This is a genomic window from Mucilaginibacter sp. P2_A5 (assembly GCF_056404995.1).
Genome location: NZ_JBFUCY010000025.1, coordinates 17754 through 30859, shown reverse-complemented (window position 1 = coordinate 30859; position 13106 = coordinate 17754). Strand labels below are relative to the sequence as shown.

Here is a 13106-nt window from a genome sequence, read left to right as displayed (position 1 = left end):
ATGAAAAGGAAGGCATTTTTAACAACTATCCTGTTTACAACAGCTATTTTATATAACAGTTGCAATAAAAAACAGGCGCAACCGGTATTAACAAGCGCCGATATTACTAAAGTAATTGATCATATGACGGTTATTATGATCCATGATGTAACTAATCCTCCTTTGGCTGCACGTTTCTTTTCGTATACCTGCATTGCAGGTTATGAAGTTGTGGCGCAAAACGACAAAAGTGTTAAAAGCATGTATGGTATTTTAAATGAATATCCCGCTATTAAAAAACCGACTTATGCTAAAGGATATGCCTACCAGTTAAGTGCTTTAATAGCCATGATGGAAACCGCGGGAAAGCTACAGCCATCAGGTAGCTTACTGATAAAATATGAGCAGAGTTTTTTGGATTCATGTAAAAAGATAGGCTTTACCGACGAGGTTATCGACAGTTCTAAACATTACGCGCAGGCTATCAGTAAGCAGATACTTGCTTATGTTAAAAAAGACAAATACAACAGGATTAGTAATTATACAAGATATACCCCGCTTGGAAAAGAGGGCACCTGGGACCCTACCCCACCGGCTTATATGGCCCCGGTTGAGCCTTATTTTAATACCATCCGTCCGCTTACGCTTGATTCGGCTTCTCAATTCCTGCCAGATCCTCCAATACCTTTTTCTACCGATAAAAACAGCGCTTTTTATAAATTCATGATTATGAACTACAAAGCAAGCGCGGAAGGATTAACTACCGAACAACGGACAATAGCAGGCTTTTGGGATTGCAATCCATTTGCCGTTCAGGATAACGGGCACATGCTGATAGGTTTAAAAAAGATTTCGCCAGGGGCGCATTGGATGGGAATTACAGGCATAGCATGCCGGCAAACAAAAACCGGTTTTTCAAAGGCACTGGAGATCCATACCATGGTGGCCACGGGATTACTGGATGGTTTTATATGCTGCTGGGACGATAAATACCGCACCAACAGGGTCCGCCCGGAAACTGCCATCCGCAAGTATATAGATGTTAACTGGAAACCGCTGCTGCAAACACCGCCGTTCCCCGAATACATTAGCGGCCATTCTGTTATATCATCGGCGTCGGCAGTAATACTTACCCATTACTTTGGCGATAATTTTCATTATACCGATAACGTGGAAGAAAAATATGGACTTACCCCCCGAAGTTTCAATTCATTTACACAGGCCGCTACCGAAGCCGGTATGTCTCGGTTTTGGGGAGGCATTCACTTTAAGGATGCAATTGATAATGGCATAATACAAGGCGTTAAAGTTGGCCAATGGGTGTTGGCTAAATATACAGGCCCGGTTAAAAGTTCGTCGGTAACACATTAAATGAAACACCTTTTTTTATAACCTGTTTTCCTGCAACCAAATTATAAACTTAACCTAAGCTGTTTATAAAACATACTTAGCTTTAATCACACCAGTATGAAACCAAAATTCCTTGCACTATTTATTATCACCTTTTTAAGTGTCATTAATACATTTGCCCAAACTCACACGTTTAAGCTGGGCGATGATGCATTTTTGCTGGATGGCAAGCCCTTCCAGATGATATCGGGCGAAATGCATTACCCCCGGGTACCACGCGAGGCCTGGCGTTCGCGCATGAAAATGGCCAAAGCGATGGGGCTGAATACTATAGGGACCTATGTATTTTGGAACCTTCACGAACCACAAAAAGGAAAATTCGATTTTACAGGAAATAATGATGTAGCAGCATTTGTACGCATAGCCCGGGAAGAAGGACTATGGGTAATACTGCGCCCAAGCCCCTATGTATGTGCCGAATGGGAATTTGGCGGTTATCCGTATTGGCTGCAAAACGAAAAAGGGTTAGAAGTACGCAGTAAAGAGCCCCAGTACCTTAAAGAATATGAAAGCTATATTAAAGAGATAGGCAAACAACTGGCTCCGCTGCAAATAAACCATGGTGGTAACATATTAATGGTGCAGATAGAGAATGAGTATGGCTCCTACGGCAGCGACAAGGAATATTTATCCATCAATAAAAAATTCTTTGAAGAAGCGGGCTTCGATGGCTTGCTATATACCTGCGACCCTGCCCCCGATTTAGTAAAAGGGCATTTACCAGGCCTGTTGCCGGCAGTTAACGGACTGGATGATCCGGCTAAGGTGAAAAAGATAATCAACAACAACCATGATGGCAAAGGGCCATACTATATTGCCGAATGGTACCCGGCCTGGTTTGATTGGTGGGGCACCAAACACCACACCGTACCGGCCGAACAATATGCCGGCCACCTTGACTCGGTTTTGGCAGCAGGCATATCCATCAACATGTACATGTTTCATGGCGGTACAACACGCGGATTTATGAATGGCGCCAATTATAAAGACGAAACTCCTTACGAACCACAAATCAGCAGCTATGATTACGATGCGCCGCTGGACGAGGCTGGTAATGCCACTCCTAAATTCATGAAGTTCAGGGAAGTGATCCAAAAATACCTGCCCGCCGGCATAAGCCTGCCCGCTGTTCCTGCGGCTAAACCTGCTATCAGTATACGGGCAATTAAATTTGCAAAGTCGTTAAGCCTGTTGAACGCCTTGCCAGCTCCTAAAGCAAACATAACCCCGCTTACTTTTGAAGACCTGCGCCAGGATTATGGTTTTGTATTATACAGAAGCACCATCCAGGGAAGCAAAACAGGCACACTTAAGCTTAAGGATTTAAGAGATTACGCGGTTGTAATGATCAATGGTAAAACGGTTGGCGTGCTTGACCGCCGGTTGAACCAGGATAGCTTAACCCTTGCCCTGCCAGCCGGCAAAGTAACATTGGATATTTTAGTCGAAAATCTTGGCCGCATCAACTTTGGTAAATACCTGTTACAAAATAAAAAGGGTATTACCCAAAAGGTACTTTTTGCCGGCAACGAAGTACCGCACTGGAAAATGTATTCCTTACCCTTCAAAAGCTTAAATACAATCAGGTTTAGTGCGGCTAAGCAAAATTCCCGGTCGCCGCTGATTAAGAAGGGAAGCTTTAACCTCGGCAAAGTTGCAGATACCTACCTCGACCTGAGCCACTGGGGCAAAGGCGTGGTTTGGGTAAACGGGCACAACCTGGGGCGGTATTGGAATATCGGTCCGCAGCAAACGCTATACCTGCCCGCAGAATGGCTGAAAAAAGGACATAACGATATTGTTATCCTGGAATTATTGAAACCGCAACAAGATCAATTATCCGGATTGAGTAAACCTGTATTAGATCAATTGCAGCTTTAAATAACCTGCCGCGGCAAAAATTGCCGCGGCAGGAATTAAAGTTTAGGTATTATTTAGTTTGATAGAAAAGCACCCTGTCAATTACCTGTATCGCGCCGTTTACGGGCAAAATATTGCTTGTTCGTACACTTACATAGCCAACAGAATTTGAGAAATCATTTAACCGCATGGTAAAATTCTGATCGTCGTTAACACGCAGTGTCATCACCGATGTGGGATTTAACGGATCGTAATTTAACGGCTGAAGCGTAGTGGCGATCACGTTGCCGGGTGTTAAGTTGTTAAAGGAGTATGCTCCCTGTACAATTAAATACAACAGGTAGTTTTTTACCTGTTCTTTTGGGTAATCGCTCCACTTTTTGGCTGGCGCACCATTTACCAGGTATTTTCCCCAGTAACAGTCGGCTGTAATTGTAGGTACCTTATTTGCAAGGGTTGTTCTGTAAATAGCATCGTTATGCAATAGTATAAACGTACAATTGGTTTTAATATACAGGTTTGTATCAATCCCCGAATATTCAATGGCCTGCCGCATCAGCTTAAATATGGTATCCTTCCCGGTAAAGTTGTAGCTGCGGTCCTTAATATATTGCCAGGTAGTTTTATCAATATGCGGATCGAGCACGTACGGATGATAATCAGCACTTTCCTGCAATTTCAATCCGGCCACATTACAGCCTGCCATACTTATTAAAAGGCCCGCAAACGCAAACCATAAATATGCTTGTTTCATCTTTTTCATTTGATATCGTTTTAAAATGCTGTCTGATTAATAAGGTGGATTTTGAGTTAGCCTGGTATTGGCGTTTAACACGTTTTGATTAATGGGCCATAATACCTTCCTCGGGTCGCCAAAGCCGGTAGAAGGAAAGCCTTTGGCCAGCTGCCTGTTCCTGATCACAGGGTCCATAATGCTGATGATGATATCATTTCTTTGCAAATCAAACCAGCGTTTTGCTTCGCAGAAAAACTCCAGCTGCCTTTCCCGTAAAATCCCGTTGGTATTAACAGGACTGCCATAAAGCATAGCATCCGCATTGGCAAAATCACTTGCCTGGTAGGCTGGCAAGCCTGCCCGGGTATGTACTTTATTCAGGTAAAGCAGCGCGTTGGCCAGGTCGCCTGTTCTGTTTAAAGCTTCGGCCCGTAAAAGATAAATGTCGGCCAGGCGATATAACGGAAAATACAAATTAGCCTGGGGCGAAGGCGGATAAATCTGGTTACCATTCTTATCCAGGTTGGGGGCATAATACTTTAATATTTTATCGTGGTTAGTTACTTTAAAATCGATACTCTGGGAGCCCCTGATATCGGCCGTTGTGGTGGTATAATAGGCCCACAAACCTGGGTCAACGGCAAAATCGCTGTTGGTGTCACCGGCACCTATCTCCTGCGATGTTTTGTTGCCGCCATCAACCGTAAAATCCCAGTTTAAACTCCAGATGTTCTCTTTGGTATTAGTTGGGGCGATAAAATTATTTTTCCAGCTGGCAGTAGGTTCCAGGCTATAGCGGTTTAGCTTGAACAGGTTATCGCACCACAACAAAGCGTTGGTATAATCGTGGTTATACATGTAAACATCCATCAACATGGCCGCAATACCACCCGAATTTAAATTCCATACAACGGCGGCTGTATGGTCAGACAGGTCATAGGCCTTAAGCAAATCGGGCAGGATAACGTTTTTTACAATGTCAGCCGCAGGTGTTACGCCCTTGTAAGGATCGGTGCTCAAATCTTCATAAGGTTCAGTCCACACGGGTACGTTTCCCCAAAGCCTTATCAGCCAAAAATAACAATACGCCCTTATTCCCAGTGCCTGAGCCTGTAAGTCTTTTGATAAAACAGGATCAATACCCTCAATAGTAGGGATATATTTTATTGCAAAATTTGCCCGGCTTATGGCCGCGTATATCAGCGTCCAATCGGCCCCGGTGGTGGTAGGCGTTAGTACGTTTAATGACAGCGGCAGGCCATCGTTATAGGTAGGGTGAAAAGTAAGGTTATCACTCCGTCCATCGCCCCAATAAATATATTGGGTGTTAAACATATCCTGGATGCCATCATATATCCCGGCAATGCCTGCCTTGGCATCATCGGCTGTTTTCCAGAATTTGCTACTGGCCAACTGACTTTTGGGGGGCTGATCCAACAACTTTTTACAGCTAAACAACGCAATGGAAAGCATCAAAAAAGTAACGTGTAATATTTTTTTCATGATTAAGTTCATTAGAAATTAACATTTATTCCAAAACCAAATTCGCGCCTGCGCGGATAACGGCCACTGTCATTACCCGGCGTTAATGCCGAGCTTGAAGAAAACTCTGGGTCGTACCATGAATAATTAGTCCAGGTGAGCAGGTTTGCGCCGTACGCATAAGCGCCAATATTTTTTAGTTTAATACGCGAGGCAATATTTGCCGGCAGGTTATAGGTAAACTTTGCATAGCTAAGCCTTATAAACGAAGTGTTTTCCAAAAACCTGGTTTGGGTACCCGGGAAGTTCGCGGTTGAATTTTTGCGGCCCATATAAGGTATATTGGTAATATCTCCCTGATTTTTCCATGAATTGTAGGTGGTATTATTATCAGCTACAATACCCGATGTTGCCAGGTTATTTAAGGTTTGTCTTGGGCTGGCATAGGCCTCGCCCCCCCAGTTGGTGTTAAGCGTAAACGACAAACTAAATTGTTTATAAGTAAACGTGTTAATGATGGCTCCATAAAATGACGGCTGTGCATTGCCAATTATCTGCCTGTCGTTAGCATCAATTACACTATCTTTTTTAACGTTGTCAAATATCATATCGCCACCCAGTAGCAATGCCCCGCCTGCATACATGTGATGCACCGTGCCCGTATAACTATTACCGTTCAGGGTGTAGCCCGAAGCCGTTTTGCCATCGGCAGATACATCAACCGGTGTCAGCCTGTTCCAATTATCATCATAGGCGTTTGATGCATCGTAGCGGTAAACGCCCAATCCCTTATATCCGTAAAAATCGCCAATTTTGCCGCCCTCCTGAACCAGGTAGGTTGCACCTCCTGCTGTGGCCAAAAATGGCTGATGATTGTAGAGGCTCCTGATTTTATTACGCTCGATTGATAAACTCGCGTTAATATTCCAGATAAACTTTTTAGACACAATTGGCGTCGCATTTACCGAAAACTCCCAGCCATTATTTGAAACATCGCCAACGTTCACGTACACGTTTGTAAAACCGGTTTCTACCGGGATATTGCGTTGATAAAGCAGGTTTTTAGTTACCTTTTGATAATAATCGGCTGTTACATTAAGGCGCGAATTAAAGAATTGCAAATCTAAGCCTATGTTCTTTTGTATGTTACTCTCCCATTTTAACTGCGTATTGCCAAACTGGTTGCTTAAAACCACGCCATTGATGGCATTATAAAAGGATGAGCCAAAAGTATAAATGAGCAGGTTGGAGTTGGCGGGGATACGATCATTACCTACCTGCCCATAACTTACCCTCAGCTTACCATCGCCCAGGAATTTTTTCGACCAGTTCATAAACGGCTCGTCGGAGAAACGCCAGGCGGCAGATGAACCGTAAAAATTACCAAACTGATTGGATGAACCAAATTTTGACGATCCGTCCCGGCGGTAAACCGCGCTGATGATGTACCGGCTTTTGTAGTTGTAACCTGCACGCGCGTAAAATGATTCGCGGCTGGTTGACCCGGCATCGGTACCAGTGTTGGTTAAATCTATCGTGCCGGCAACGTTTGAGGTATATATAGTTTCGTTAGCATAGTTTGTACCCGCTATTTTAAAGCTGTTATTTTGTGTTTTTTCGGCACTTATACCTGCCACCGCGGTTATAGAGTGATTTTGACCGAATGTTTTATTGTAGTTTAAAAATCCCTGGTATGCCCAGTTGGTGCTAAGGCCAAAACTCTCCCTACCCGCATTTACCAGCGGGTTGGCGCTGCTGAGTAATTTAGGATCAAAGAAAACATTGTGCGGCGTTGATAAACCAAAATCAAAGTTATTGGTTAGCCGCAGATCTTTTGTAATGGTATAATCAACCTGGTTAAACAAATCGCCGGTGTAGGTATTGGTAACGTTAACCTCCAGCAATGCAACCGATAACTGGTTGCGGCGGCCGCTAATGTACCCGGTTAAGGTACCATCGGGATAATACAAAGCTAAATTTGACGGCCGCTGAAAGGCTTGATTAATGGTGTTACCTTCGTTAATATTATTGTTGGTATTATAACCAAAGGATAAACGGTTGCTGTATTTAAACCTTGGCGATACCTGGTAATCCAGGTTAAAACGGGCCTGCAATGTTTTTGAGTAGCTGTTAACTATCAAACCTTCATCATTAATATACCTTATGCTTGAATAGTATTGCACACTTTTTTCGCCGCCGCTAACACCAAAATCAAGAATATCTCTTTTGGCTGTTTGGGTAATTACGCTCTGGTTATCATTGTCCGAGTTAAAAACCACATTTAATGAGTCGTTTGTGGTAGTTGGTTTATCGGGACTATTACCATTATATAAATTTCTTTCAACACGCAGGTCCTTTGAATTTGGCTGCTCCAGCTTGTGGGCCATTACACCAAAAATGCGGGCATACTGCGCATTTATAAGCGGCTTACCCGCCTTGCCGCGCTTGGTGGTAATTAAAATAACGCCATTGGCGGCCTGCGAACCATAAATAGCCGCAGAGGCCGCATCTTTTAATACCTCGATAGACTGAATGTCATTAGGGTTCACATTATCTGCGCTTTGGCTCAAAATACCGTCTATTACAAACAAGGGCGAGTTGCCGGCACTTGAAAAGGTAGAGCCACCGCGTATTTGGATGGAGCCGGTTGCGCCAGGCTCGCCCGAATCGTTTATTACCAGTACGCCCGATGCCTGTGATTGCAAAGCATCAATCAGGTTGATAGGATGGCGTTCCTCAATCTGTTTAGCAGTTACGGTTGAGATAGCGCCGGTTAAATCGCGTTTTGCTACCGATTGTCCGTAGCCGGTCACCACTACCTCATTCAGGTCGGTAGATGATTCCTTGAGCGTGATGTTGATGTTTTTACGGTCGCCAACTGTTACTTCCGTCGAAGTGAAGCCGATGAACGAAAATGTCAATACCGCATTGTTATCCGGCACATTGATTGTAAATTTTCCATCAATATCGGTAATAACACCTGTTTGCGCTCCTTTTACCTTTACGCTCACTCCAGGCAACGGACCGCCTTTATCGTCTGTTACCCGCCCGGTAATGGGACGGGCCGCCATCTGTAATGCCTTATCAGAAATGATAACCAGGTTGTTATTGCCCAGTTTATATACCAGGTCTGTTTTGGTCAGCAACACGTCCATCACCTGGTTTATCGACGCATTGTTAAGCATTATATTGCCAATATGCTTTTCGCTCAGTGCGTCATCATTGTACACAAAACGGTAGTTGCTTGTTTTTTCAATTTCTGTAAGCGCTTTTTTTATCGAAACATCATGAAGGCTAATGTTAATTTTATCCTGGGCGTAGCCTTTTGCAAAAACCTGAAACGCTGATATAATAATCAGGATTAGGGTACACTTTGTCATGAGTAATATTTTAAATAGGCGTTGCAACCGCACATTACTTGTGCGGCAAGCATTTTTTTTCATAATTTAGTATTTAGGTTACTTTAATTATTGGTTTAAGAAGACTCGTAGTTGTGGTACCAATTATTGCGGGGGATGCGACAACATTCTCCGCTTTTTTGGTTTAATAGTTTTAAGGATCAAATTTTATCATAGGCATATTTTTAGGTTATAGCTTTATTGGTTAGTAGATAATCACCTTTTTGTTATCGATTAAAAAGTTAAAATTGCTGGTTATTTTAAGGGCCTCCAACGCTGTGTTTAGCGGTTCGGCCACGAATTTTGCGCTAAATCGTTTCTCTTTTAATTCCTCATTTTTAAATGCTATGGAAACACCGTACCACCTTTCCATCTTTTTGGCTACCTCGTCAAAATATTCGTTATCAAATACCAGTTTGTTTTCCAGCCATTGCGCTTCTGATGGCAACGAATCGGCTTTGGTGGTATGCAGGGTGCTTAAGGTAATAACGGCGTTGCTTTTATGGCTGCTGGCCCCTTTGCTGTTAACAATGGTCAACTTTTCGGAGGGTTTTAATATAATCCGTTGACCGGGGCCCGAAGTTGTGGTTAATTCTATCCTGCCCCGTATCAGCGATGTTTCAGAAACATCATCGTTTGCATACGACCTGACATTGAAAGCAGTGCCCAGCACTTTTATGCGCATAGTAGCCGTATTCACAACAAACGGATGTCCGGCGTCCTTCACCACATCAAAAAAAGCCTCGCCGGCAAGGCGCACCTCCCTATTACCATCACCATAATTTGTTTTGTAAAAAATTTCGCTGCCGGCATTAAGCCAAACCTTAGTACCATCGGGCAATACAATTTTGCTGATGTTTCCGCCCGCTGCTACAATTTGATAGGTTTTACTATCATCACCCCGATAACTTTTCCAGTAAAAAAAAGATAATAAACCAAACACCAAACAGGCCGCTGCAATGAGTGCACGTTTGACAATAATCCTTATGTTTTTCGGACCGAAGGCAACCTCGTTGACAGGGCTTTGAAATGTATCGGCTCCGGTGCTGCCGGTTTCGAGTTTACTTTCAAGATTGTCCCATTTTTGCTGAAGCTTATGGGGAATAAAACGGGGTGGTTGATTGGGATTTTGCCGCCACATGGCCTCCAATACCTGGATGGAATAAACATCAGCCCAGGGCTGCCTGAGCAACTGATGTAACTGATGAAGCTCCTCCGGGGTAGCCTCATTATTAAGTTTTTTTCCAACAAGTGTCCAAATATTGTCCTGATCCATTTTTTTGCTTCAGAAACAAGGACAGGAGAAAATGAAAATACCCCAGTGAAAAAATGAAATTAATTTGAGGACGCTTTTTTTATTGTTCCTTTATGATGATCTGGTGAGGCGGAAATTGCAGCGGCTATTCTTTTCAGCGCGTTATTCATGTGATATTCAACGGTTTTAACAGAGATATTTAATATCTCCGCCACCTTCCGGTATTTCAGGCTATCCTCTTTAACCAGTTTAAATACAATTTTACATTCATCAGGTAACCGTTGTATGGTGTAATTAATAATTTTTGCAAGTTCATTGGTAATTAACACATCTTCAACAGAACCGCTCATATCCTTAAGCTCAAAACTAACCGATTCTATATCAACACAAGTTATCCGATTTGACAAATTATGATTGATGGCCCTGTTTTTAACCGCCACATATAAATAAACCGTTAAATTATTAACTTCTGCTAATCCGGCCCGGTTCGACCATATTTTCACAAAAACGTCATCTACAATCTCCTCGCCCACCTCTGTTAACTTCACATAGGAGCAGGCTAATTTTAACAACCTTTCGTAATATAAAAAGTAGATCTTTTTAAAAGATGCCAGATCATTATCATGCGCAACTTTTAATAACAGATCTTTGATATCAATGTTCAACATCTTTAAGCAGGTTTTGTAAGTGCATTTACAGGGGAGAATGCATATAATTGGTTACGCTAAATTTAGTTGAGAAAAACAAAGCAGAAGTAAACTATAATAGCTTATTACTAATCTGCATTTACAATTTGAACAAGCAGTGGTTGTTGAGGCGGGCCTTAAAGCGAATACGGAGGGAAGATCAGGAAGTTGCTGCGCCCGATAAAATACTTCCTTGCTATAACGATGGTATCAAAAAAAAGCGGACAAAGACTAAATTTAGTCTTTGTCCGCTCAAAGTTTTCCCACATGGACTCGAACCACGATTGTCTGAACCAGAATCAGAAGTGCTACCATTACACCATAGGAAAATAACAAGCAAGAAGATTTACATCTGCATGCTGTGCAAATATAACACATATCGCATTAATGAGCAAAAAAACAGTTAAAGGCTGGCTTCAGTATATCTTTTGAAATTATCCAGGATAGCCTGCCATCCTCCCCTTTGCATTTCAACAGGGTGCTGCGTTTCGGGGTCAAATGTTTCTGTTACTTTAGTGGTATCTCCATCGGCGGTAAATTCAATTTTTACCCTCCGGCCGTCCCCGAGGCCATATTCAATCAGCCTATATTGTTCTACATTGCTGTAAACGCCTTCAAAGTCAAAACTGAAACTTCCATCTTTCGCGGCCATGGTAGTTTTAAATTTGCCGCCTGTTTGCGCGTCGTTATCAGCATAGGGCGCGTGCCAATCGTCTGATGCATGGCACCATTGAGTAATATGCTCTGGCATAGTCCATGATTCCCAAACTTTTTCAATTGGTGCATTTATTGTAGCTTCTACGGTGATAGCTGTTGTTTCCATTTGTGTTATTTAATTGATTTTCTTTTGATAAAATTAGGAGAATATTTCAAAAAGGAATATAGTTAAATGCGACAATTGACGGGTGTTAATTACTGATGGAAATGTTTAATATAATTGATTGTGTTTTTATATTTGGTGCAACAACAAACGTTTTTTATCACGATAACCCTGCCCTATCATTAAAAAAAAGTATAGCCCATGAATTTTCTAAAGAATATATTCAAAGGAGGTGAACAACCTGTTAGATCCTATTCAGATTTTTGGACCTGGTTTCAAAAAAATGAAAAGGTTTTTTTCAAAGTAGTAAAAGAAAAAGGAGATATCCACAAAGATTTTTTCGACAAACTTTCGCCAAAGCTTAACGAGCTTAAAGATGGATTTTATTTTTTAACCGGCATATTTGATGAGCATACCGTCGAACTTGTTTTGACTGCCGATGGCGCTATCAAAAATATTCCCTTTGTAGAAGAACTTGTTAACGCCGCCCCGAAAGTAAATGGTTGGAAGTTTACTGCACTGAAACCCGCTTTAGATATTACAAACGTATACATCGAAATGGGCGGCTATAAATTTGGCGATAAAAACATTCACTTTTATGCAAATACTTCGGATGAGTTTCCTGATGAAATAGATATCACCGTTTTACATGACGACCTTACCCAACACAATAAAGATAACATCATCAATGGCGTATACATTTTTCTTGACAATTTCATTGGCGAACTAAATTTTGCTACAACCATAGATAATGTAAATGTTATAGATAAAAGCGAGGCGGAAAAAGAACTAGTACCAATAGCGAAACTAAAAGATTTCTTAGCCTGGCGCGAAAAAGAATTTATCGAAAAGTACGAAGGAATAAGGCACAACACTGAAGACGACTCCTACTCGGGGCTTGAAGCAACGTTGGAAAATGGAAATCCTGTTGTGGCTATAATTAACACAGATTTACTTAACTGGGACAGCAAAGCATCACACCCCTGGATTATGAGTATTGAAATTAAATACGGCGGTACAGCTAATAACGGCATGCCCGACAACAAAACCTATCAGCTGTTGGATAATATTGAAAAGGATATACTTCGTGAATTGAAAGACTTCGACGGTTACCTGAACATTGGCCGCCAAACTGCTGAAAACACCCGGGATATATATTTTGCCTGCAAAGATTTCAGAAAACCATCCATTGTAGCTTATAGTATTGTAAAGAAGTATTCGAGCCAGGTTGACATAACGTATGATGTTTATAAAGATAAATACTGGCGCTCATTCGAGCGGTTTAGATAGTTATGGCATGCTGTGAACAGCAATTAATTTACGTAGAATTATTTTGACAAATTACAACCAAAACGGCGGGATATCTGCAAAGCCTTTGTTTACTATATTCAAATGCCTCGTGTTTTAAAATCATAGTATTTGAATATAAATTAAGCAAAAAAATCATCATATATTTATCATATTCAAATCACAATCGGTT

The 13106-nt window shown here is 41.9% G+C and carries 9 protein-coding genes; 3 read left to right on the top strand and 6 right to left on the bottom strand.

Annotated elements, in window-relative coordinates; translation table 11 throughout:
• Together AC1DXF_RS20825 and AC1DXF_RS20820 are read left to right on the top strand one after the other, a co-directional pair.
• Positions 1-1350, top strand: coding sequence for a vanadium-dependent haloperoxidase (locus AC1DXF_RS20825; RefSeq protein ID WP_477450628.1), 1350 nt, complete (start codon positions 1-3; stop codon positions 1348-1350).
• A 96-nt stretch (positions 1351-1446) separates the two neighbouring features.
• A complete protein-coding gene (locus tag AC1DXF_RS20820; RefSeq protein ID WP_477450627.1) occupies positions 1447-3270 on the top strand; it encodes a glycoside hydrolase family 35 protein in 1824 nt (607 codons plus the stop codon).
• 49 nt (positions 3271-3319) lie between these two features.
• On the opposite strand, the gene AC1DXF_RS20815 is transcribed toward AC1DXF_RS20820, so the two are convergent.
• The 6 genes from AC1DXF_RS20815 to AC1DXF_RS20790 all read right to left on the bottom strand — a co-directional run bounded on the left by AC1DXF_RS20815 (position 3320) and on the right by AC1DXF_RS20790 (position 11629).
• Positions 3320-4012, bottom strand: a complete 693-nt coding sequence (locus tag AC1DXF_RS20815; RefSeq protein WP_477450626.1) for a fasciclin domain-containing protein — start codon at positions 4010-4012, stop codon at positions 3320-3322.
• A 27-nt stretch (positions 4013-4039) separates the two neighbouring features.
• Positions 4040-5488 (bottom strand): RagB/SusD family nutrient uptake outer membrane protein, encoded by a 1449-nt coding sequence (locus AC1DXF_RS20810; RefSeq protein ID WP_477450625.1) that lies wholly within the window; start codon positions 5486-5488, stop codon positions 4040-4042.
• Between the two features lie 11 nt (positions 5489-5499).
• On the bottom strand, positions 5500-8847 hold the full coding sequence (locus AC1DXF_RS20805; protein ID WP_477450624.1) for a TonB-dependent receptor: 3348 nt from the start codon (positions 8845-8847) through the stop codon (positions 5500-5502).
• 223 nt (positions 8848-9070) lie between these two features.
• Positions 9071-10141, bottom strand: a complete 1071-nt coding sequence (locus AC1DXF_RS20800) for a FecR family protein (RefSeq protein WP_477450623.1) — start codon at positions 10139-10141, stop codon at positions 9071-9073.
• A gap of 59 nt (positions 10142-10200) precedes the next feature.
• Complete coding sequence (locus tag AC1DXF_RS20795; RefSeq protein ID WP_477450622.1) at positions 10201-10788, bottom strand: RNA polymerase sigma-70 factor; 588 nt, start codon at positions 10786-10788, stop codon at positions 10201-10203.
• Positions 10789-11209: 421 nt separating this feature from the next.
• Entirely contained in the window at positions 11210-11629 is a 420-nt protein-coding gene (locus AC1DXF_RS20790) for an SRPBCC family protein (RefSeq protein WP_477450621.1), read from the bottom strand.
• A 198-nt stretch (positions 11630-11827) separates the two neighbouring features.
• Between AC1DXF_RS20790 and AC1DXF_RS20785 the strand changes: the two genes are divergently transcribed.
• A complete protein-coding gene (locus AC1DXF_RS20785) occupies positions 11828-12916 on the top strand; it encodes a DUF695 domain-containing protein (protein WP_477450620.1) in 1089 nt (362 codons plus the stop codon).
• Positions 12917-13106: the final 190 nt, after the last annotated feature.